Here is a 24,280-nt window from a genome sequence, read left to right as displayed (position 1 = left end):
AATGACTGTATGTCACTTCAAATTATTTGATTACAAATACAATGTTGACAAAAGAGCAGGCCGTTGCCGTTCCTACCACATCATATTTCAATATTCCATTGGGATCAATGCTTACATTACTCAATACAGTATTATCAAAATCGGTAACATAATAATACAAATCTGATGCATTAGCAAAGAAAGGAATTCCCCCTGGAGCTCCCGTACTTGAGACCTTAGGGGTCGAAAACTGAGCCTTATAAAGCTGGAACAAATCTTTTGTTCTTCCTGTACCTAAATTAGAGGTATCAATACTGATGGACGGCATATAGAAAAACTTAACAATATTACCACTGATGGGAACCCAGTTAGGACTGGAAGGAGTTCCTATATTCTGAGTTAATGCCTGTCTTTGGAGATCATAAACCAGCAAGCCGTTGGCCGGTGTGGCTATTGTTGACAGATTGGAAATTCTTGGGATCAGTACACCTTTAGTGGTATTCGTAATATCTAAGGCAGCACTTTTATCAGGATTAGGAGTTCCAATTCCTACCTGTGCTAAAAGGAAACTAGCAGCACATAATGCCACAGCAACTAATAATTTTTCGATTTTCATTTTTGTTTTGTTTTATATAAATATAAAATATTTTACTACATAAAACTCTTATTTTTTAATATTTTTCAATTAAAATAATTATTTCCATATAAACTCACAAAAACCCTTTATTATTCAACAATTACACACAATACAATTATTCTCTAAAATTAGAGTTATTATATATAACTCCAATTAAAACTCATTAAAAAAAGTAAAATCTACAATATAAATTATAAAAACAAGGTTTAAAAAACACTAATAAATAATTACCAATAGAAAACAGATAAAATAATTAAAAACTAGATGAAAATTTAATCATTTAAAACAAAAGCTTTCAAATAGTTAGGGTGAGATACCCTATTTATCATTTGAAATGATCAAAAAGAAAAAAAACGGATAAGTATATAAAAAAAAGACCGCTTCTTTCGAAACGGTCTTTACTAATTTATTGTAGTTTGTATTACTTTGAAGCAAGTTCTTCTTTAGCAGAAGTGGATTTTCCATGTACCTCTTCTTCTTTCCCTGTTTTAAGGAAGTCGTAAGCAATTGCAGACGCAATAAAGATGGATGAATAAGTACCGAATCCAATACCGATTAACATCGCAAACATGAATCCTCTCAAGTTATCACCACCGAAGATGAAGATCGCAAGGATAACCAAAATCGTAGTGAATGAGGTGTTGAATGTTCTACCCAATGTACTTGAAATAGAGTCATCAAACAGACCTGCTAATGTTAAAGATTTTTTCTCTCTCAGGTATTCTCTAATTCTGTCGAAGATAATTACGGTATCGTTAATTGAGTATCCTAATACAGTAAGAATCGCAGCAATGAAATCCTGGTTGATCTCCATGTTGAACGGCATATATTTGTGAAGCAATGAATATGCTCCTAAGATAATTACCGCATCGTGGAATAGAGCAGCAACTGCTCCAAGAGAGAACTGCCATTTTCTAAATCTTACTAAGATATAAATGAAGATCATTGCTAATGCAGCTAATACCGCATAGATACCGTGAGTCTGGATATCATCAGCAACAGAAGGTCCTACTTTCTCAGAAGAGATAATTCCTGCGTGGTCTTTATCAGCAGATTTGAAATCTTTCAATGTAGTTCCTGCCGGTAAGTTTGATTTTAAACCTTCGAATAATTTCTGTTCGATAATCTGGTCAGCTTTTAAAGATTCGTCCTCGATAAGGTAATCGGTAGAAATCTTTAATTGTTTGTTGTTTCCGAAAGTTTTAGCTTCTACAGAAGAGTTTTTACCGTCTTCAGTTTTGAATAATGCTACTAATTTTTCTTCAACATCTTCAGCTTTTACATCTTTATCAAATCTTACCACATAGTTTCTACCACCGGTAAAGTCGATACCGTATTTGAAACCATGCGTTGCGATTGAAATCACACAAATAACGGTAAGAACAGCAGAAACGATGTAAGCATATTTTCTCTTTCCGATGAAATCGATCCAGGTATTTCTGAATAGGTTCTTCGTAGCCGGAGTCCAAACAGAAAGTCCTTTTCCTTTATTTAATCTTGAGAAGATCATTACTCTTGAAAGCAATACAGACGTGAATAATGTCATTAAAATACCGATCATCAACGTCAATGCAAAACCTTTGATAGGTCCTGTTCCGAAGAAGAACAATACAACTGCCGTTAGGAAAGTAGTAGTGTGACCATCGATAATCGCGTTTAATGCATGTTTGAAACCATCTTTGTAAGCTTCAAGGATACTTTTCCCAGCGAATAATTCTTCTTTAGTTCTTTCATAAATGATAACGTTCGTATCGACCGCTACTGCCATCGTAAGAACGATACCCGCGATACCTGGAAGCGTAAGGGTAAAGTCACCCGAATCCATGATACCGAAAATATAGAATAAGTTGATCACCATTGCAATTACCGCATATACACCAGCTCCACCGTAGTAGAAAATGATATAAACAATGATAATAGCGAATGCAATGATAAACGACATTAAACCAGAATCAATAGCCTCTTGCCCTAAAGATGGACCTACAACGGTAGCCTGAACTACTTTTGCACCTGCAGGCAATTTACCAGCACCTAACACGTCTACCAATTCTTTAGCTTCTTCCTGAGAGAAGTTACCAGAGATCTGAGTTCTACCGTTAGGGATAGCACCTACAACGTTAGGAGCTGTGTATACTCTGTTATCAAGAGTTACTGCAACCGGTTTTCCAACATTTTTCTCAGTTAATGTTTTCCACTCTTTTGCTCCTTTAGAGTCCATCTGCATATCTACCACTACTCTGCTTAGTTCATCGTAGCTGATATTTGCAGTTTCAACAGCACCGTCTACCGGAGCTTTCTGGTTGATGTTACCTCTGATCGCATACAATACTAAGCTTTCGCTATCTGTAGCTTCAGGTTTGTAACCCCACATGAACTGTGTATATTTAATGTTAGACGGACGTAAAGACTGACCTACTTTGCTGTTTAAGATTTTGTTTACAACAGCAGTATCAGATAGTTTTACGTTAGCAACACCATTTGTTCTTAATTTGTCAAGCTGTAAAAGGCTCATGAAGTTCACATTTTTTGCCACTCCCATAGAATCTCCTTTTGTAGCAACCATAGTTGTCAAAGTCTGGAAATAAGGCGCAATTTCAGGAACCTGCTGTACTTCCCAGAACTGAAGTTTTGCAGAAGTCTGAAGCATTTTCTTCACTTTATCGATGTCCTTCATACCAGGCATTTCCACAGAAATTCTAGCTGTACCAGGTACTCTCTGAACGTTTGGCTGGATGGCTCCAAGCTTATCAATTCTCGTTCTGATTACCTCGAAAGCTGTTCCTACAGATGCATCGATTTTTCTTTTAACAATGCTTTTCACCTGCTCATCAGGCGTGTTGTACTTCACCTCAGTAAGGGTTGTATTTCCGAAAATTTCCGGATCTGCCAACTTAAGGTTTGTCCCTTTAGCTTTGTTAATTACATCGAACTGCTCAAAGAAGTTGTCGATGTAAGGTTTAGTAGAATTCTTCTGTGCTTCATCAGTTTTGTTTAAAGCCTCAATAAGAACAGGATTTGTAGAATAATTGGTTAAATCATTCACAAGATCTCTTTGGTTGATTTCCAAAAGAACGTTGATCCCTCCTTTCAAGTCAAGACCAAGTTTCATTTCCTTGTCTTTGGCTTTAGTGTAATAAAGTTTTGTGAATCCTAAATTCAAAGTATCCTTAGAAAGTCTTGCGATTTCTTTTTGATACTTCTCCGGATTGTCTCCTGCAATAGCAGTCGCCTGCTTTTCAATTTTGCTGGCGTACCATGTTGGTAATAGCTCGTTTAAGCAAATCAACCCTAGTACAATAGCGACAATTGTAATAAGTCCTTTTCCTTGCATTTTGTTATAACTACGTTAAATTAAGTCGGCAAATATAATGATTTTCTTGTATTTTATGAATTTTTAACAACAGAAATGGTTTATTTCCAGATATATTGGTATCGTGATTTCTATTTAAGATTTAACAATTTTTTCATACTATCATAACGAAGTTTTCAAAATATGATTGGTATAAAATTTTCATTCATCATATCAACGCACTAACTATCAAAATATTATGAAAAAATTACTTTTTTGCATCAGTATTTTTTCTTCCTTAATTGTTAATTCTCAAAGCATTAATTTGGAAGAATTTGCCACGGGGCTTACCAGTCCTGTAGAGATTACGAACGCCAATGACAACCGTCTTTTTGTGGTTCAACAGGACGGCATCATTAAAATTATTCAACCCAATGGGACAATTAACACAACCCATTTTCTGAATATCGGATCAAAAATTACTTTCGGCGGTGAAAGAGGCCTTCTCGGTCTTGCATTTCATCCTCAATACTCTACCAACGGGTATTTTTTTGTGTATTATAACAACCTTTCAGGCAATATTATTGTTGCCAGGTACAGTGTAAGTTCTACAGACCCCAACGTAGCAGATCCTGCTTCAGAAAAAATACTGCTGAATATTCCCAAGCCATTTGACAATCACAATGGAGGAAGCATTCATTTTGCTCCTGACGGAAAGCTCTGGATCATCACCGGAGACGGAGGAAGTGGTGGCGACCCTAATAATAATGCCCAAAATAAAAATGTGTTATTAGGAAAAATGCTGAGAATAGATGTAGATGCTACCGGCCCTTACAATATTCCACCAGACAACCCTTTTGCCGGAGCCGGAGTGGATGGTGCAGACGAGATATGGGCTTACGGCCTTAGAAATGCCTGGAAATTTTCTTTTGATCTGACTACCGGCAATGCCATGATTGCGGATGTTGGTCAGGGAGCAATAGAAGAAATCAATAAAATGCCTATTACTACAGCCGGATTAAATTATGGCTGGCGCTGCTATGAAGGGAATAATGCCTACAATACTGCAGGATGTGCTGCCCAATCCACCATGACCTTCCCTGTTGCTGTATATAACCATTCTGGCGGAAAATGTTCTATCACGGGTGGTTATGTCTACAGAGGAAGCCAATACCCGTCACTTCAGGGGAAATATTTCTTTGCTGACTATTGTTCTTCTCAGATCGGAATTCTGGATACCAATAATGCCATTACGTGGACGACTCCTTATTCCGGAAATAACTTTTCTACTTTTGGAGAAGATTATCAGAAAGGATTGTATGTAGCAGATTTGAGCAATGGAAAAATTTTCAAAATATCCACAGGAACTTTAGGAACTAATGAAAATACTTTAGGCACAATAAAAGTTTATCCTAATCCTGCTTCCAAAGAAATTTTCATTGAGGGAGTGAAAGATAAAAAAGCAACCCTGGAAATCATCAGTGCAGAGGGAAGAAAGGTTATGGAAACGGATCAGATTATTAATGGCAAAGGAATTAATATTTCGGGGATTCCTGCCGGAGTTTATTATATTAATCTAAAATCCGGGGAACTGAAATCATATAGCCAGAAATTGATTATTAAATAGTAGTAGCTGGTTGTAAACGCCAACGAAACGCTAAGGCTTTTAAATTCTATAAAAAACGATCGCAAAGGCGTTTCACTAAGCAAAAAACATTGGATATTTCTTAAACCATTAAGAAGGATTTAAGCAGTAAAGCATAGTTAAGTTAAGATAAATCATTCTGATTTTTAAGCTTAAAGCGAAGCTCATCTTAATACTCTAAACACCTTAATGCAATCTTAATGTTTCAAAAAAGTTTAAACAAGTTCAAAATAAGCCATCTCAACAAAAAATTGAAACTGCCCAAACTTTTTGGACAGCCTCTTGTATTATTACTGCCTGATAAAAAGTGTAAATACATTGGAAATATCAATATTTACGGCATGAATTAACAGGTCGCTCCTTCGGAGCTTTATTTTATGGCGATCTCATTTTTTCTACTAACAGTTGATCCCGATGGGATCAAATCCAGCTCCAATAGGAGCTGACTGTTAATAGGACGTATTTATTTTAAAATTAGAGCTCCGGAGGAGCGACCTGTTAATTCTATTTAAATTTTATCGAACAAGAATGGTTTTTATATAAATGTCAGATCCAAGGTTGAATCAAGACATTGATATGACTCTCAAACTCTCCTAAATTCTTTTTCTTTATAACAAAAGAGACTGCCCAAACTTTTTGGACAGCCGCTTTTGTTTTATATAGTCATTGAGAAAATCCTTGTTTCAGGTTTATTTCTCATCATTCTCAGATCAAAAACCATCGCTACATTTCTCGTGAATGCTCTTCCGGCTTCTGTTATTTTAACTTCAGTTCCGTTGATTTCAACCAAACCGTCATTTTCCATTTCTTTCAACATTTCCAGTGCATTGTCAAGCTCAGGGAAAGAATTATTAATATCAAAAGTGGTTTCAAGCTGACACATCAGATTCAGAATATGCCTTCTTACCGTAAGATCCTCATCGCTCAGAACATGTCCTTTTACAACAGGAATCTCACCCTCTTCAACCATTTTCTGATACTCTTCCACTGTTTTTACATTCTGAGCAAAAGCATACCAAGAATCTGAAATGGCAGACATCCCAAGTCCAACCATCAGCTGGGTATTGCTGGAAGTATAGCCCATGAAATTTCTGTGTAGTTTTTTATGAATCAAAGACTGATACAGATCATCATGCTCAAGAGAGAAGTGATCCATTCCTACTTCAATATATCCTAAATCCTGAAGAAGCTTTTTCCCATCTTCATACAAACGGCGTTTCTCTTCTCCACTTGGAAGGTCATTTTCATCAAATCCTCTTTGTCCAACACCTTTCACCCATGGAACGTGTGCGTAAGAGTAGAATGCCAGTCTGTCCGGTTTCAGCTCCATTGTCTTTCTTATAGTGTGCTCCATTGCATCCCAATTCTGGTGCGGCAATCCGAAAACAAGATCATGACTGATTCCTCTGTACCCAATTTCCTTAGCCCATTCTGTAACATTTTTTACATTTTCAAAAGGCTGGATTCTGTTGATCGCTTTCTGAACTTTAGGATCATAATCCTGAACTCCAAAACTTACTCTTCTGAAGCCGAGATCATATAAGGTCTGAAGATGTTCTTTCGTAGTATTGTTTGGATGTCCTTCAAAAGAAAATTCAGGATGTTCCGCAATATCTACCGATGAAAAAATACCTTCCAATAATGTTCTTAAATTCTCAGGAGAGAAAAACGTAGGAGTACCACCTCCAAGGTGTAATTCTTTCAGTTTAGGTCTTTCGTTGAAAAGATCAAGATACAGTTTCCATTCCTTTAAAACACTTTCCAGATAAGGTATTTCAACACTATGTTGTTTGGTAATACGCTTATGGCAAGCACAGAACGTACATAATGCCTCACAGAAAGGCAAATGGATGTAAATAGAAATTCCCTCCTCTGCATTGCTTTCATGAAAAGACCTGATTACAGTTTCCTTCCATTTTTCCGATGAGAATGTTGATTCATCCCAATATGGAACGGTAGGATAAGAAGTGTAACGCGGTCCGGGAATATTATACTTATCTATTAAAGAGTTCATTTTGAAAATTAAAATTTTATAAGGACATGAAATTTAACATCATTTAAATTTCATCTTACAAAATTAACCATTAGTTATGAATTTTAACCTATGAATTATATTAGGTTCTATTTTATAATGAGTCTAAATACGTATGATCAGGCTTTTGACAAATAGTGATAAATTCTATTCCTGATATTTAAAATTTTAATTTCATCACTGCAATTCTGTTATTTCCTGCAAGAACCACATGGTTAGCATCAATCCACTGACAGACAAAGAAGCCTTTCTCATCAGAAATTTTCGTCCATGTTTTTCCAAAATCTGAGGAATAACTGATGTGCTTATCTCCTACTGCAATAATTTCTTTTCCTTTGGATCCCGGCTTTATTTTCACGCAGGTTGTATATCCTGCATTCTGTCCTGAAGCCTGAATCTGCCAGGTTTTCCCTGCATCACTTGTGGTTGCGATATTATTGATATTAGCATCCTGTTTTGTATAATCTCCTCCAGCTGCAATTCCAAAGCTTTCATCAAAAAAATCTACAGAATACATTCCCTGTGAAGATTCTCCCTGTACAAATGGGGTATTGAATATTTCAAATTTTTCATCTTTCAGATTCATTCTTAAAATTCTTGAAGCTTTTCCTCCGGTGGCAATCCATAAGTATTTTTTAGAGGATGAAATATTGGTATTACTTGCAGCAAAAGCAGCTTCACCCTCATTTAATTTTACATTATTCTTAAACATACTCCATTTCCCGTCTTTGTAAACAGCCAGCTTCAACATCTGATCTTTATCTGCATCACTAAAAGTATAGGCCAGCTTATCATTCACAAAATGTAAGGCATCATAAAAAGCAGTTTTGGCTGTATCTTTAAAAACAACCTGTGATTTCAGAGTTTTCTTATCAATGACAAAGAAACGTCCTGGACTTTCGATGTTGATTGCATAAAAAGTCGTTTTGTCCTGTGCTAATGTTCTGAACTGAAGTTTTTCTTCAGATAGCTTGATCTGTTTCTGGTTTTTATAGTCTTTAAGATCTACAAATCCAAATTTAGAATCTGTACCGCTGTACCAGACCTTATTGTCATATAATTCAAGAGCTCTGATACTGATCTTATCATTAAGAATGGTTTCAAGACTTTCCACCTGTTGGGAAAACGCTGTAAATCCTATGGACAGGAATAAAATGGACAAAATATTTTTCATAGTAATAGTATTGGGACAAAAAAAACCGCCGAAGCGGTTTAATATGATGATTAATCTTGATTCTGATATTTTTCAGGATTGTTAAGCTTACTGTTTGATTTTCCATACAGGAAGTATACTAAACCTCCTAAGAACAACCATACTGCAGAAAGCTCCAAAGCATGAGCACTTAAGTTAAAGATCAAATAAATATTGATAAATACTCCTAATGCTACCACTATTTTGTAAGCCGGAACTTTGAAAGGTCTGATCAAATTAGGTTCTTTTTTTCTCATCACCCAAACGGCAATACAAACCAGGGTAAATGCGAATAGAGTTCCGAAACTTGTCATATCTGCCAATGTTGAAATTGGGGTAAATGCTGCGATCAATGCTACCACAAGTCCTAACAAAATGATTCCTTTGTAAGGTGTTTTTGTTTTTGGATGAAGATCACCGAAGAATTTAGGAATCAATCCGTCTTTTGCCATCCCGATGAAGATTCTGGACTGTCCCATCATCATTACCATTACTACGGAAATTAATCCTACAGTAGCTGCAATGGTTACAATATTACTCGCCCAGTGTTTTCCTGCAATTTCAAAAGCATACGCTACAGGAGCTTTGATAGCATCCGGATATTTTCCTTCCGGGTTAAAGTCTGTATAATGCATCATCCCTGTTAATACAAGAGATACACAGATATATAAAGCAGTACAAACCAATAATGAAGCAATAATAGCGAAAGGTACATCTTTCTTAGGGTTAATAGCCTCTCCAGCTTGTGTAGAAACAGCATCAAAACCGATATAAGCAAAGAAAATAGCTGCTGCTCCGGAAATAATTCCTTTAATACCGTAGGCAGAAACCATATCTCCTTCAGAATTTTTAATCTGAACCTGATCCGGAATAAAAGGCTTCCAGTTTTTAACACCATCTACTGCATTGTAAAGATCTGTATTAGAGAAAATAATATATACACCAGCGATAATTACAAAGATAACCGCTGAAGTTTTCATTAAAACGATCAGATTATTCGCTCCTGCAGCTTCTTTAGTTCCCTTTACCAATAATGCAGTAATTAAAAGAACCAGAATAAATGCTGGCAGGTTCATTGAAAAACCATCTCCGGTATAACTTGCCGGATCTGATGTCAGATAAGCGGGCAAGTGAATATTAAAAATCTTCAAAAATTTGTTAAAATATCCGGACCAACTCACGGAAACCGCCATACTCGCCATGGCGTACTCGAGGATGAGACACCATCCCATGGCCCATGCAAAAATTTCTCCTACTGTTCCATATGCATAAGCATAAGCTGAACCCTCTACAGGAATAATGGATGCAAACTCTGCATAGCACAATGCAGCAAAAACGCAGGCGATCCCTGCTATGATAAAGGAAATTGCAAGTGCTGGTCCTGCATGATAATAGGCTCCTGTTCCTGTAAGAACAAAGATTCCACCACCGATAATAGCACCTACTCCAATTGCTGTTAAACTCCATTTTCCAAGGACTTTTTTCAGCTCACTTTTCTTCATATCTGCCTCATAGGCACTTAGTGGCTTTTTAACCCAAATTTTCGACATGTTTTTTTATTTATTAAGGATTTACGAAAATATAAAAAATTTAGGAACTCCCACGTTTATCGTTAAACTTTCCTCATTTATTTTACATTAAAGGTTTAAAAACCTGAACAACACATTATATAATCCATTTTAAAAAGTCCATATTTTTGCTTATTTTTGATTGCATGAATTTATATGATCTTTTTGTAAAGCCTTATGAAAGCTATGATTCTTTACAGATTACGTTGGAAGCATCAGGTGCAATTTTCGGAATACTGAGCGTATTTTTTTCCATAAAGAAAAATATATGGGTATACCCTACCGGCATTATTTCAACCCTGATCTACGTATATCTTCTTTTCAATGCCGGGCTGCTGGGAGACTGTATGATTAACGTCTATTATACTGTCATGAGTATTTATGGATGGGTTCTATGGGCAAGAAATTCTGAAGATCATGTTCATGTAGAAGTTACATGGGCTACCCGAAAAGAATGGATACATGCAAGTATTCTTTTTGTGCTGAGTTTGGGATTTGTTACTTTTATTTATTATTGTAAACCTTACATTGATCATTTAGAAGGTGCTTATTTGGGATTATATCATCTCGATTGGGCCAATTGGATGGATATTTTTACCACTTCCATATTTTTAGTAGGAATGTGGTTGATGGCCAAACAGCGCATTGAGAGCTGGATTTTCTGGATTCTCGGAGATCTTATTTGCATCCCTATGATGATTTTTAAGGGACTTGGAATCACTTCGGTTCAATATTTGGTATTTACTATAATGGCGATCTTAGGATACGTCAATTGGAAAAAAAGTTTTAAAGAAAAAAAAGTACAATAAAGTCATGAAAAATTTATTTAAAATAGCAATCAGTATTTTTGCTATTACCAGTTTAACCTCTTGTTTAGCATATACTGACGGATACGGAAGCAATAGTGGTTACGGATATGGTGATCCCTATTACAACAATGGGTATTATTATGCTCCTTCAGGATACTACGGAAGCGGTGGATATTGGGGCAATGACGGCTATTATTACAGAAACAACGTTAATTATTACTATGATAATGGCATTCCTTATTATTATGACAGTTATAACAACTCCAGAAGAAAAGTCTATGTAGAAAGAAGATCTTCTTCTTCATCAAGACCTCAAAACGGATTCCAGAATACGCGTACAACGAACAGTAACGGTTCATACAATAATAACGGAGGATTCAATAATAATAGAAACTCCAACAGCAACAGCGGATTCAGAAACCAGAATAGTGGTTATCAAAACAATCAGGGAAATCAAAACAACAGTGGTTTCAGAAATTCTAACAGTAACAGCGGATTCAGAAATCAAAACAGCAGTAATCAGAACAATCAGGGAAACCAGAATAACAGCGGTTTCAGAAATTCTGAAAGCAGCAGATCAGAATCTTCTGGCGGTGGATTTAGAAATAGCTCAGGCAGCCAAAGCACCAGTTCAAGCAGACAGCAGAGCGGCGGAGGCGGCTTTAGATAAAACGATTATAAATAAGAAAACGAACAGCTAACACTGTTCGTTTTTCATTTAAAATATAGTAATTTTGCTTCTTTATTTAACAAAAAATATGGAATTTTATAAATATCAGGGAACAGGGAATGATTTTGTAATGGTAGACAACCGTGATCTGCAATTTACTAAAGATAAAGATAGTATTGAAAAATTATGTGACAGACGTTTCGGAATAGGTGCTGACGGTCTTATTCTATTGGAAAACGATCCTGAATATGATTTTAAGATGGTGTATTACAATTCTGATGGTGGAGAAAGTACAATGTGTGGAAACGGAGGAAGATGTCTTGTTGCTTTTGCTTTTTTCCTGGACATTTTTGAAGACAAATGTAAGTTCATTGCAACCGATGGTGAACATGAAGCTGAAATCCATAACGGAATCATTAAATTAAAAATGATCAATGTGGATACTGTTTCCCATGACGGCAATGACTTTGTTCTGAACACCGGATCTCCTCATTATGTAAAATATGTAGACAACCTGAAAGATTATCACGTTTATGACGAAGGATATGGCATCAGAAATTCTGAAAATTATAAAGAAAAAGGAATCAATGTGAACTTTGTAGAAAAAATTTCTGATAATGAAATTTTTGTAAGAACCTATGAACGAGGCGTTGAGGACGAAACTTACAGTTGCGGAACAGGAGTTACAGCTTCTGCTTTAACTTTTCTTCAAAAACATAATCTAACCTCTGTAAAAGTTAAAACTTTAGGTGGAAACCTTAAAGTATATGCTGAAAAAAGCGGTGATGCATTCCAGAATATTTGGCTGGAAGGTCCTGCAAAGCAAGTTTTTAGAGGTAAGACAGATTTTCTTTAAAAACAAAAAACTTTTAATCAACATTTATAAAGAATGAAAAAAGCAATTCTCATAGTCATTCTGCTGGTTTTTGTAGTGGCAGGATTTTTTGGTTTGAGATTTTATAATAAATATTTAGGAAATAACGTAGAAAAGGATGGCTATGTTCTGATTCCTCATAGAGCAGGTTTTAAACAGATCCTCGATTCTATTGCTCCTTATATTAAAGACAGAGAGTCTTTTGAAGCTGTAGCTAAGGAAAAAGGCCTTGATACGAATTTTAAAGCAGGGCGATATCATATTCAGAGCGGAACAGGTAACAAAAACCTTGTCAATATGATCAAAGCAGGTAACCAGACTGCAAATTCTTACAGAATCGGTGATTTTGGAGATATGTATCAGATGATTGGTAAGGTGACTAAAAAAACAGAAATTGATTCATTGCATTTTGTGAATGATCTGGATGCTGTTGCGCAGGAGAAAGGCTATAAAAATGTTGAAGATTTAAAAAAATATTTTTTCATTGATACTTATAATTTTTTCTGGACAGTAAGTCCGAGAGAATTTTTTTCCAAGTTCGAAAATCAATATAATGATTTCTGGACAAGTGAAAGAAAAAACAAAGAACAGCAGTCCGGTCTTACAAGAGATCAGATTTATGCTTTAGCTTCTATTGTTTATAAGGAGTCCGGAGGAAAAAAGGACGAAATGAAAACAATTGCTGGATTATATTTAAACCGTTACAGAAAAGGCATGAAGCTTCAGTCTGATCCTACGGTAATTTATGCGATCAATAAGCAGACTAATTTTAAAGAACCTATAAAAAGGGTATTATATAAGCATTTGTCTACACCATCACCTTATAATACTTATGCCAATGCAGGTATTCCTCCGGGACCTATCTGTGTAGTGGATAAGAATTCAATAGATGCTGTTTTAAATGCCGAAAACAACAATTATATATTTATGTGTGCTGATCCGGCAAGATTCGGATACCATAAGTTTACTGCAAGTGCTGAAGAACATGCAGTGAATGCAAAGGCTTATCAGGACTGGCTCAACTCAAAAAATATAAAATAAGCTTAGAAAGCACCTGAAAATTTAAACAGTTAGAAAAAACATACAACCATAATGTTTTGAAGATCAAATTGATATGGATATTCAAAATATTAAGGGTTATTCTTTCACGATCTTATACAAAAAAATAACCTATGAAGAATAAGACAGAAATTGTCAATATTTTCACCAGAAAAACTTTAGGACTTACCCTAGTACTTTCAGCGGCAGCACTGGCTTTTGCACAGGAGAAGGCTGGAGTTTCAGGAATCATTGTCAACAAAAAAAATCAACCGGTTCCTTATGCTTCCGTAACTTTTAGCAATAAGGCCAACAAGACTTTAAGTGATGCTGTACTGACAGATGAAAAAGGGCAATATACACTTCAGCTTATGCCCGGAGACTATGATATTACAGTAGAAGCTATTGATTACAAAAAAAGTGTAGTCAGCAAAAATATTGCAAAAGCAGGTAATATCGGAGCATTATCTATTGAAGCAGAGCCAACCTCTACTGTTGATGGTAAAACAAAGGAAATACAGGGTGTTGTGATTACTGCTTCAGCCACCAAAGCATATAAAGTAGAACTTGATAAGAAAACCTATGATCCTTCACAGGATATTGTGAGTAAAGGAGGAAATCTTCAGGATGTTTTAACCAATGTTCCTTCGGTTTCTGTAGATACAGACGGAACGGTATCGATGAGAGGAAATTCCAATGTAAAATTTCTGATTAACGGAAAGCCTTCTTCTCTTCTTGGAATAGATGATGGAGCCAACGCTTTGCAAAGTATTCCGGCGGATCAGATTGAAAGAATTGAGGTAATTACCAACCCTTCTTCTAAATTTGAGGCAAGTGGGACCGCTGGTATTCTGAATATCATTCTTAAAAAGGATAAAAAAATGGGATTCAATGGTAGTGTAACCGGAACTTTAGGTTATCTTCCAAGAACCAATCTTAATGCGAATTTAAACTGGAGAAAAGGTAACTGGACCTGGTTTTTAAATGGCGGCGGCGGTTATCAGAAGAATGAAAGCACCATGAAGAATACAACCACCAGAAAGGATGATATTGGCAGCCTGGCTTCTGATGCATTCCCTTTTACACAGTATTCTCAACAAAATGGTAAAACGACAAGAGAAAGTAACACTTATAATGTGACTGCTGGTTTTACTCATGATTTCAGTGATAAAACATCCATCAATTTCTCAGGAATGATCAGAAGTTTTGATACCGATCAGACAGGTCTTAATTCTTATAATGAAAGACTGTATACGACTCCTACTTCTGGAGTAAGCAATGTTTTAAGGGAAAGAAACAGCTACGGAAATAACACAAACCTGGCAACCCAGTTTGATCTTGGACTTGATCAGAAAATTGGAGATAATGGCCAGTTATTATCCGCATCCGCAAGTTACCAGACCAACAAAACAGACGGAATTAATAAAATTGATCAAAGAACATTTATTGAAAATATTGTACAGCCAAACGGTAATATCATCAATAATGTAAGTACAGATTCTAAAACGGATACTTTCATTGGAAAAATCGATTATGAACTTCCAATAGGTGAAAAGTCTAAATTAGAAGCAGGAGCACGTTATGATTATAACAGAAATACCTATAACTATTTTGTAGATCAAAAGTTAAACGATCAACCTACAACTACCAGGTTCGATTTCACAAGTAATACGGTATATTCTGAAAAGATTTTGGGAGTTTATGCACAGTTTAAAAGTAAAATTGGAGAAAAATTTGCGTATCAGTTAGGATTAAGAAGTGAGACTTCAAAAATTGACGTTAATTTTCAAAATTTTGATGTAAACGGAAACCCGGCAAATACTCCGGAAGTTAATAAAAACTATACTAAGTTCTTCCCTTCTGTATTTTTAAGCTATGATCTGGCAAAGAACAATCAGATCTTGTTAAATTATTCAAGAAGAATTAACCGTCCGAGAGCTTTCTCCCTGATCCCTTTTATGTCTTTTGATGATGACAGAAACTATTTCAGAGGAAACCCGAATCTTAATCCAACCTACGAAAACTCTTTTGAACTTGGATACAATCTTTCAAATAAAAAGATTACGTTTAATCCAACTCTGTATTTTAAAAAGTCTGAAGACGAGCAAAACAGATATCAATATGTAGATCAGACGGGAGCTGTAAACACCATTCCTTTCAACGTGGGTACGGAGACCAATTATGGTTTGGATTTAAACGGAACTTATGATCCTTACAGCTGGTGGAAAATAATGCTTTCTGCTGACCTTTACGGATATAAAAATACAGGAAGCTATAACTTATTCCCGGACAATCCAAAAACCTTAAATGATTTCTCTGGTTCCGGATTCTCGTACAGAATACGTTTTAACAATACATTTAAGCCTACTAAAAACTTAAGCCTTCAAATTCAAAGCTTCTACAGAGCTGCTGAGAAAACAGCTATGAACAACAGAAAGGCAATGTATGGGATAGATTTTGGAGCGAGCCAGACCATCTGGAAAGGAAACGGAATTATAGGATTCAACATCAGAGATATCTTTAATACCAGAAAAATGAAAAACTTCTCTGATAATGCTCAGTTTACCCGAGAAATGGAAATGCAATGGCAGCCAAGACAGTTTGCTTTATCTTTCACTTATAAGTTCAAGCAAGGCGAGAAAATTGATGCCAAACCTAAAATTAAAAAAGATATTAATTCTAATACAAAAGGGGACGAAGAACAAGGCGGCCCAATGTAATACAACAAAAATCCCGAAAGTTCTTTCGGGATTTTTTTATTTCTGTTATTTTACAGGTTCTGCTTTTGCGTATTTTTCTTTTTCAGCTTCATAGATTCTTCTTCTCAGATCACTGGTGGAAAACCTATGGTCTCTTTTGTTGAAAAAAAGCTCAATTCCTTTTTCTTCACAGTATTTTTTACCTGTAAAGTCTCTGTCCATATAATCATCCCCGATGATTCTTACGTCAATCACAAATGATTTAAGAATATCCAAAAGGTCTTCTTCTGTGTAATAAGGAATAATCTCATCCACAGCATTCACTGCTTTCAGCTGGATATATCTTTCAACAATAGTCTGACTTGGCTTATTTTTGTTTGGACGATCGTGGGACGGATCGATTTGAAGTCCGACGATTAAATAGTCACATACAGTTTTAGCTTCTTCAAGCATTTTAATGTGACCTGCATGCAATAAGTCAAATGACGAAAATGTAATACCTATTCTCTGTGTCTTCATATTAATGTTAAATTAAAGCTTCGCTGAAATAAATGTTTTTTAAAGATAAAACATTCAATTTTCAAGGAAGATGTTTTTGTAATTTGTTTTATGATCGTTTAAATTGCTCTTTCTATATAAGCATTTCTCAATGCTAAGTTATGAATTTCTGGTGTTCAGATATTTTTGCCATTCCCAAACTGTTCTTAAAGCCTCTTCAAGCGAGGTTTCAGACTTCCAGTTGAGTTCTTTTTCCGCTTTATCGGGATTAGCATAGGCAATAGTGATATCTCCTTCTCTTCTGGCACAGATCTGATAAGGCACTTCTACATGATTGGCTTTTTCAAAAGCTTTTACCACTTCCAGTACAGATGAACCTTTTCCTGTCCCCAGATTGTAAATATCTATTACAGCATCCGATGAAGAATCCTCTATCAGTTTCTTTAATGCTGCAACGTGTGCTTTTGCCAGGTCAACAACATAGATATAATCACGAACGGCTGTTCCATCCTCCGTAGTATAATCATCACCCCAGATATTCAGTTTCTCACGAACTCCAGAAGCCGTCTGCATCACATAAGGCACTAAATTATTAGGAATCCCTATCGGCAATTCTCCCAGCTTTCCGGAAGGGTGTGCTCCGATTGGATTAAAATACCTTAATAGTGATATTTTACTCTGATAGGCTTTTGCAAAATCAATCAGGATCTGTTCTCCCATTTGTTTTGTTTTCCCATAGACACTTTCAGGGGTTTTCAACGGAGTATTTTCATCTATCGGCATTACATCTGCCTGTCCGTATACCGTACATGATGAGCTGAAAATAAAATTGGAGATCTTTCTTGCTTTAAATTCCTGAAGAATATTAATCAAAGAAAACAGATTATTCTCATAATAATCTACTGGAATGATCTGGCTCTCTCCTACCGCTTTAGAGGCAGCAAAATTGATACAACCATCAATCTGGTGAGCATCAAACACCTGAGTAAGAAGTTCTTTCCTTCTTAAATCAAAAGGATAAAAAACAGGCTTCTTACCTGTAATTTCCTCAATATTTTTTAAAATAAACCTTTCTGTATTGGATAAATCATCTACAATAACCACTTCAAAGCCGTTATTAAGAAGTTCTACAACAGTGTGAGAACCAATATATCCAAGTCCGCCGGTAACAAGTATAGCCATCTTTATTTTTTAAATCTTAGCGGTTTCTTAGTCTTCGCGTTTTCCTATATTCTCTATTTCATTTATTCCTATCTCTTCTTTCTCACTATTTTTATTGAGATAAAAGATATAAAAAACAATAAAACCTATAACTCCTGTATTAAAAGTAATTACAAAGTTATAATATGAGTTATTAACATAAGTTTTAATCAGGGTATATTCGGCATAACAAACCAAAATAAAGATCATTACTGCAAAAAAATTGAGGATAGTCTTTGCTCGTTTTATTTTAAAATAAATGATCGCTACCGAAATTAAATTTATGATAATATAAAAAGAGTATTTTGCGATATTTTCATAAATACTCTCTTTATAATATGTTGAATAAGATGAGGAATTATAAGACTTCAATGTATTTATGATATAGATTGAATAAAGCCCTACAATAAAAAGGTGAAATCCTAAAAAGAATTTATACTTTCTCCCTTTTAAAAAAAATTCCTTCATGCTTATTTTATCCCATAAACTCAAGCACTGCATCCGTAATATACTTCAGCTGCTCTTCGTCCAATTCTGTATGCATTGGCAACGAAATTACCTGATCCAAAAGCTTATCAGTATTCACAAAGTCTGCAGCATTACTTTCCTGGAAGTATGCTTTTTGCTTTCTTAATGCTACCGGATAATAGATCATTGCAGGAATTTCTTTTTCCGTTAAAAACTTCTGAAGCTCATTACGTTTTCCATTCAGGATTCTTAACGTATACTGGTGGAATACGTGAGTAGAGTTCTCCGCTCTTTTTGGAGTCAGAATATTCGGGTTTCCTTCGAATGCTTCATCATAAAAATCAGCTGCTTTTCTTCTCGCTTCGTTGTAAGAATCAAGGTGAGGAAGTTTTTTTCTTAAAACTGCTGCCTGAATGCTGTCCAAACGTGAGTTTACTCCTACCTCATCATGATAATATCTCTCATACATTCCGTGGTTTACAATTCCTCTTAAACGGTGAGCTAATTCATCATTATTGGTAAAAATAGCACCTCCGTCTCCGTAGCATCCCAGGTTTTTGGAAGGGAAGAAAGAAGTAGTTCCCACAGTAGACATTGTTCCTGCCTGTTTTACAGTTCCGTCAGAGAATGTATATTCTGAACCGATTGCCTGAGCATTGTCTTCAATAACATATAAATTATGCTCTTCAGCAATTTTTAAAATTTCTTCCATGTTGGCACACTGTCCGAAAATATGCACCGGAATAATCGCTTTTGTTCTTGGCGTAATTGCTTTTTTAATCTGTTCAGTAGAAATTGTGAATGTATCATAATCTACATCTACCAGTACAGACTTTAATTTAAGCAGGTGAATAACTTCTACTGTAGCAGCAAAAGTAAAATCAGCCGTGATAATTTCGTCTCCTTCTTTCAGATCCAAAGCCATCAGGGCAATCTGTAATGCATCTGTACCATTGGCACACGGAATCACATGTTTTACTTCTAAATAAGACTCCAATTCATTCTGGAAAGACTTTACTTCAGGACCGTTAATAAATGCCGCAGAATCCATTACATTCAAAACTGCATTGTCTACATCATTCTTTATTTTGTAATACTGACTTTGCAAGTCAACCATCTGAATTTTTTTCATATACTAAATATTTCTGTAAAAATAAGGAATTTAAAATCCTATCAAAAATTTTATTGATTTTGTTTTTATCTTTATACAAATAAATTTTATGAAAAAACTTTTACTCTTTTGTTTCCTAACTGGTTACCTTACTGTTTCCGCACAAACGGAACTCGTTTTTGTTTACTTCACGGATAAGCCTAATAAAGCAGCTTTTTATGCAAATCCGCTATCAGAACTCAGCCAGAAATCACTCAACAGGCGTACGACGCTGGGAATACCACTCAATGATCAGGACGCTCCTATTGAACAATCTTACCTTCAGAATCTTCAAAATTTGGGATTTGTTGTTACGGATTATTCAAAATGGCTTAATGGTGCAGCAGTCAATGCCACACCTGCACAAAAAACGTTACTTCAGGCTCAAACTTTTGTTTCCTCTGTTGAAAATTTTGCCAGAAATAATTCTACTACCGTGAAAACAGCCCCGGGAAAATGGAAAGACGATGCCAGCATTAATAAAACACTTACCAATTTTAATTATGGTTCCGGTGCAGGACAAATAGATCAGGTCAATATCCGACCGCTACATCTGGCGGGCTACACCGGAACAGGAGTTTCTATAGCTGTGATTGATGCCGGATTTCCAACGGTGAACACAGGAAGTGCTTTTTCAAGATTGTGGACCAATAATCATATCAAAGCTTCTTATGATTTTGTGACCAAAACCGGAGATATTTACAATGCAGCTCTCAGCACTCATGGTTCCGTCGTGCTAGGTGTTATCGGTGGATATCTGCAGGATGTTTTTGTAGGAGCAGCCCCTGATGCTGATTTTTATCTTTATCGAAGTGAAAATGCTGCTGTAGAAATTCCAGAAGAAGAGCTTTACTGGATTGAAGCTGCTGAAGAAGCAGATCGAAAAGGAGTAGAAATTATTACCTCATCATTGGGATACAATGTTTTCGACGAAAGCCGTTATAATTATACGTATGCCAACATGGATGGGAATACTTCATTTATTGCCAGAGGCGCTGGGATTGCTGCTGAAAAAGGTATTTTTGTTCTTGCCGCTGCAGGTAACTCCGGACAGCAGCCTTGGCACTATCTTATGACACCCTCTGACAATGCTAAAGTATTTTCTATCGGATCTGTAGATTCTGCAGGAAATGCATCCGGATTTTCTTCTTTCGGGCCTAATGCTCTCGGGGTGGTAAAACCAGACGGAAGTACACAGGGAACCGGTACAACAACCGTGTATGATAATGCGACCTTAGTTGTAAATGGAACTTCTATTGCTACTCCTATTGCCGCAGGCGGTGTTGCATGTCTTATTCAGGCGTTTCCAACGATGAACAGAGAGCAGATGAGAACAAAGCTAAGACAAACGGCTTCACTTTATCCTCTTCATTCGGATCAGACAGGATTTGGAATTCTTAATTTCGGAAGTTTATACAATCTGGTTCTAAATACCTCTGAGACTGTAAAAAAAGAGAAGTTTTCTATCTTCCCGAATCCTGCAAAAAACATTCTGAATGTTGCTTCAGAGCAAGAAGTTCAGTCCCTGGAAATTTATGATAATCTGGGGAGACTCATCAGAAAAAGCAACCACCAGAAATCTATAAAAGTAGAGGATTTTGCAAAGGGAACCTATTATCTGAAAATTCAGACGAAGGATAAAGTTTTCTATGAAAAATTCTTAAAAGAGTAATCTTTTTGTTTCTCGCAGATTATTCAGATTGAGCAGATTTAGTACAACATAAACATCTGTGTGATCTGTGTAATCTGCGGGAAATATTCTTGTAAAACTAGTTGTTACCTATTTTGGCTAAAGCCTATGGGTGGGTCAATAAAAAAAGAATGGGCTAAAGCCCATTCCTATTGATATAATATTGTACGACAGGTACAAAACTTTTGTAATAATTTATGCAGAATTTCTACTCGCATTGATATTTCCGAATAAGGAACGTGTCACCAGCTTTTCATACGCTTCTTTGTTTCCTTCTCCTTTCTGAATTTTCATCAACGCATACTGCTGAATACTTAGCAATGGAAGGACAATCTTCTCACGGATCTTCACAGATTTTCTGGATAACGGATCTTCTTCCTGAAGCATTTTAAATCCTGTCAACTCCAGCATAATGTCTCTTGAAAGCTCATATTCATCGAAAAGGACATTCCAGAATGCACCGAATTTCGGATTGTTTTTAATGTAATAGGTCAAAGGGAAATAAGACTTATTCATACTCATCATGGAGTTCAAAACTAAAGTTTTAAAGAAGTCCGAACCTTTGTACAATTCTCTTACCTCTTCAAACCTACCCTGTTCTTTCATCTTTTGCATCGCATATCCAAAACCAAAGAATCCCGGGACATTCTGTTTCAATTGTGACCATGATCCTACAAACGGGATTGCTCTCAGATCTTCAAATCTTAGTTCACTTCCGCTTCCTCTTTTGGAAGGTCGGCTTCCGATATTGGTTTTCCCGTAATATTCAAGCGTACTCATTTCCTGAAGGTAAGGAACAAACATTGGGTGCGCTTTCAGGTCTGAATATTTTCCATAGCTGATATCTGCCAACTCAATAATCAAAGCTCTTTCCTTTTCGGTAAGTTCTTTTTTGGCATTTTTGAATACATCATTTTCTACACCGGCGGTCAGAAGCTGTTCAAAGTTATATTTTGCCTGTTCTTTATTTCCAAAAATACTGGTAATCGTCTGCCCCTGAATTGTTAGTTCTATTTTATTATTTGCAATAGTTTTCCCCTGAGAAGCATAGAAATCGTGGGTTTTCCCTCCTCCTCTGGCTGGTGGTCCGCCTCTACCGTCAAAGAATACCACTTTAATATTATTGTGCTCAGAAAGTTTTGTCAAGACTTCTTTAGCTTTATAAATTTCCCAGTTAGCTTTTAAATATCCTCCGTCTTTGGTTCCATCCGAGAACCCAAGCATAATTGTCTGCTGATTTCCTCTTTTTTCAAGGTGCTTTTTATAGACAGGATTATGGTACAGCTCATTCATCACATGCTCTGCATTGGCAAGCCCTTCCATCGTTTCAAAGAGTGGAACAATATCCATATTAATAGTTTCATCTTTATAACCGCATATTTTAAAGAACGCGTATACATTCATAACATCTTTTACGGCATCAGAATTGGAAATAATATATCGGTTCATTCCTCTCAGTCCGTTCAGATTCTGGATATCTGTAACCTGAGAAACCGTTAATAAAGTATCTTTTACAATATCTTCGAAATCTTCTGCATTGACAGTTTCTGAAATCTGAATCAGTTTATTGAACTTCTGTTCGTAATCAGCTTCATCATTTCCGTAAACTTTTGCATATACCTCATCAATCACTTTCTGATGAATTCTGCTGTCCTGACGGATATCCAATGTTGCAAAGTGAGTCCCGAAAATCATCACACGGTCTCTGAAATTGACCAAAAGATCTAAAAACAAAGAATTATGCTCGTTAACTAATATTTTTTCTGCCTCAGCTGCTTTCTTTAAAATATCTTCTGCTTTAATGCTTGTCCCGTCAAAAATTGCGGCATACAGTTCTTCACTTAATTGGGTCAATACTTCGGCAACTCCTCTGAAACTTAATCTTCTTCTGATAAATTTCAAATGGCTGTAATAAGACTTCAGAATGGCAGAACGAAGTTCTTCAGCTACTCTTTTTGTTACCTCTGCAGTTACAAAAGGATTTCCGTCTCTGTCACCTCCAGGCCAGAAACCAAGCTGGATAATATCTTCATGAAGGTGGAAATGACCGTTTCCGAAAGTCTTTTTAATCTTCGTAAACAGTTCACCAATGGTATCATAATACACATATCTCAGGTAAGAAATAATGCTCAGCGCTTCATCTATCGGAGTAGGTTTTTCTTTATTGACAAAAGGAGTTTTCCCCAACTGCTGAAGAAGCATATCAATCTGCGTCACCGAATCACTGGTAATCGCTCCTCTCAAATCCTGAATAATTCTTTGTACCGAACTCGGATAAAACTGAGTCGGGTGCGCAGTAAATACAACCTTAACACTGAAATCTTTTAATTTCTCACGTACTTTTTCAATTTTATGATCCTGAAAAGAACGTTCAAAGAGGTTGGTCACCGTTCCGTTATCACTTTCTGAATGAAGGTTAGGAAATGCAGCATCTTCAATACTGTCAAACAAAACTACCTGTCTTTCTATATACTGGATGATCTTGAAAAGCAGTTCAAGTTTCTGCTCTTCGTTCTGGAGATCGGTGTGGTTTTTAAAGAATTCTTCGACGATATCTTCAGGGGTTTTCCCTGCTTCATAACCGGTTCTGCTTTCTTCATATAGAAACGGAAGCAGCATTCCGATATTCGTCATTTTATCATAAGGCAGGCTCATAAATAATGAATTGTAGATCTGGAACTTATTTTCCACAATCTGCCTGAATTTTTCTGCGCGTTGGTCATGTATCATATTAACAAATGTAAGTGATTTTGAAATTAATTTAATTGACAAATGACAAAAATTAAGGTCGAAATACAAAAAAATAATATTAATTTTTGTTTAAAATTTGATTAGTTTTGGC

General features: G+C 36.0%; 17 protein-coding genes. 7 read left to right on the top strand and 10 right to left on the bottom strand.

All coding sequences use genetic code 11. The features are described 5' to 3' along the window. Positions 1-22: 22 nt before the first annotated feature. Entirely contained in the window at positions 23-595 is a 573-nt protein-coding gene (locus ACKTTZ_RS16570) for a hypothetical protein (protein WP_407846052.1), read from the bottom strand. Between the two features lie 442 nt (positions 596-1,037). After that, positions 1,038-3,947 carry a protein translocase subunit SecDF gene (locus tag ACKTTZ_RS16565; protein WP_034696285.1) on the bottom strand — a complete coding sequence of 970 codons (2,910 nt, stop codon included), beginning with the start codon at positions 3,945-3,947 and terminating at the stop codon, positions 1,038-1,040. A 217-nt stretch (positions 3,948-4,164) separates the two neighbouring features. On the opposite strand from ACKTTZ_RS16565, the gene ACKTTZ_RS16560 reads away from it, so the two are divergent. Next, the gene (locus tag ACKTTZ_RS16560) at positions 4,165-5,532 is read left to right on the top strand and encodes a sorbosone dehydrogenase family protein (protein WP_034696286.1); all 1,368 of its coding nucleotides are present in this window, start codon (positions 4,165-4,167) and stop codon (positions 5,530-5,532) included. A gap of 673 nt (positions 5,533-6,205) precedes the next feature. On the opposite strand, the gene hemN is transcribed toward ACKTTZ_RS16560, so the two are convergent. From hemN to ACKTTZ_RS16545, 3 genes are all read right to left on the bottom strand, one after another. Further along, positions 6,206-7,564, bottom strand: coding sequence for an oxygen-independent coproporphyrinogen III oxidase (gene hemN / locus ACKTTZ_RS16555; protein WP_034696287.1), 1,359 nt, complete (start codon positions 7,562-7,564; stop codon positions 6,206-6,208). 178 nt (positions 7,565-7,742) lie between these two features. After that, positions 7,743-8,756, bottom strand: coding sequence for a WD40/YVTN/BNR-like repeat-containing protein (locus ACKTTZ_RS16550; RefSeq protein ID WP_407846051.1), 1,014 nt, complete (start codon positions 8,754-8,756; stop codon positions 7,743-7,745). 50 nt (positions 8,757-8,806) lie between these two features. Continuing rightward, positions 8,807-10,324: an amino acid permease gene (locus ACKTTZ_RS16545; protein ID WP_034696290.1), complete on the bottom strand. Its 1,518-nt coding sequence runs from the start codon at positions 10,322-10,324 to the stop codon at positions 8,807-8,809. Positions 10,325-10,488: 164 nt separating this feature from the next. Here ACKTTZ_RS16545 and pnuC point away from each other — a divergent pair, with 164 nt between their 5' ends. From pnuC to ACKTTZ_RS16520, 5 genes are all read left to right on the top strand, one after another. Continuing rightward, on the top strand, positions 10,489-11,151 hold the full coding sequence (gene pnuC / locus ACKTTZ_RS16540) for a nicotinamide riboside transporter PnuC (RefSeq protein WP_034696291.1): 663 nt from the start codon (positions 10,489-10,491) through the stop codon (positions 11,149-11,151). Between the two features lie 4 nt (positions 11,152-11,155). Beyond that, positions 11,156-11,821 carry a hypothetical protein gene (locus tag ACKTTZ_RS16535; protein ID WP_034696292.1) on the top strand — a complete coding sequence of 222 codons (666 nt, stop codon included), beginning with the start codon at positions 11,156-11,158 and terminating at the stop codon, positions 11,819-11,821. 88 nt (positions 11,822-11,909) lie between these two features. Further along, positions 11,910-12,677, top strand: a complete 768-nt coding sequence (gene dapF / locus ACKTTZ_RS16530; RefSeq protein ID WP_407846050.1) for a diaminopimelate epimerase — start codon at positions 11,910-11,912, stop codon at positions 12,675-12,677. A 33-nt stretch (positions 12,678-12,710) separates the two neighbouring features. Continuing rightward, positions 12,711-13,736: an endolytic transglycosylase MltG gene (gene mltG / locus ACKTTZ_RS16525; RefSeq protein ID WP_034696294.1), complete on the top strand. Its 1,026-nt coding sequence runs from the start codon at positions 12,711-12,713 to the stop codon at positions 13,734-13,736. Positions 13,737-13,867: 131 nt separating this feature from the next. Then, the gene (locus tag ACKTTZ_RS16520; protein ID WP_034696296.1) at positions 13,868-16,453 is read left to right on the top strand and encodes a TonB-dependent receptor domain-containing protein; all 2,586 of its coding nucleotides are present in this window, start codon (positions 13,868-13,870) and stop codon (positions 16,451-16,453) included. Between the two features lie 45 nt (positions 16,454-16,498). Here the strand turns inward: ACKTTZ_RS16520 and ACKTTZ_RS16515 are convergent, their stop codons facing one another. The 4 genes from ACKTTZ_RS16515 to ACKTTZ_RS16500 form a co-directional block, all read right to left on the bottom strand. Continuing rightward, complete coding sequence (locus tag ACKTTZ_RS16515; RefSeq protein WP_034696297.1) at positions 16,499-16,951, bottom strand: adenylyltransferase/cytidyltransferase family protein; 453 nt, start codon at positions 16,949-16,951, stop codon at positions 16,499-16,501. A 138-nt stretch (positions 16,952-17,089) separates the two neighbouring features. After that, the gene (gene galE, locus ACKTTZ_RS16510; RefSeq protein ID WP_407846049.1) at positions 17,090-18,112 is read right to left on the bottom strand and encodes a UDP-glucose 4-epimerase GalE; all 1,023 of its coding nucleotides are present in this window, start codon (positions 18,110-18,112) and stop codon (positions 17,090-17,092) included. A 27-nt stretch (positions 18,113-18,139) separates the two neighbouring features. After that, positions 18,140-18,598: a hypothetical protein gene (locus ACKTTZ_RS16505; protein WP_034696299.1), complete on the bottom strand. Its 459-nt coding sequence runs from the start codon at positions 18,596-18,598 to the stop codon at positions 18,140-18,142. Positions 18,599-18,605: 7 nt separating this feature from the next. Then, positions 18,606-19,730 (bottom strand): DegT/DnrJ/EryC1/StrS aminotransferase family protein, encoded by a 1,125-nt coding sequence (locus tag ACKTTZ_RS16500; RefSeq protein WP_034696300.1) that lies wholly within the window; start codon positions 19,728-19,730, stop codon positions 18,606-18,608. A gap of 88 nt (positions 19,731-19,818) precedes the next feature. Between ACKTTZ_RS16500 and ACKTTZ_RS16495 the strand changes: the two genes are divergently transcribed. Further along, positions 19,819-21,420 carry a S8/S53 family peptidase gene (locus tag ACKTTZ_RS16495; RefSeq protein ID WP_407846048.1) on the top strand — a complete coding sequence of 534 codons (1,602 nt, stop codon included), beginning with the start codon at positions 19,819-19,821 and terminating at the stop codon, positions 21,418-21,420. A 213-nt stretch (positions 21,421-21,633) separates the two neighbouring features. On the opposite strand, the gene ACKTTZ_RS16490 is transcribed toward ACKTTZ_RS16495, so the two are convergent. Next, a complete protein-coding gene (locus ACKTTZ_RS16490; protein ID WP_407846047.1) occupies positions 21,634-24,168 on the bottom strand; it encodes a phosphoenolpyruvate carboxylase in 2,535 nt (844 codons plus the stop codon). Between the last annotated feature and the right edge of the window lie 112 nt (positions 24,169-24,280).

Origin of the sequence: Chryseobacterium sp. KCF3-3 (assembly GCF_045865955.1) — a bacterium.
Classification (GTDB): domain Bacteria; phylum Bacteroidota; class Bacteroidia; order Flavobacteriales; family Weeksellaceae; genus Chryseobacterium.
The sequence above is the reverse complement of the archived record's forward strand: the minus strand, read 5'-3'. Positions and strand labels throughout refer to the sequence as shown.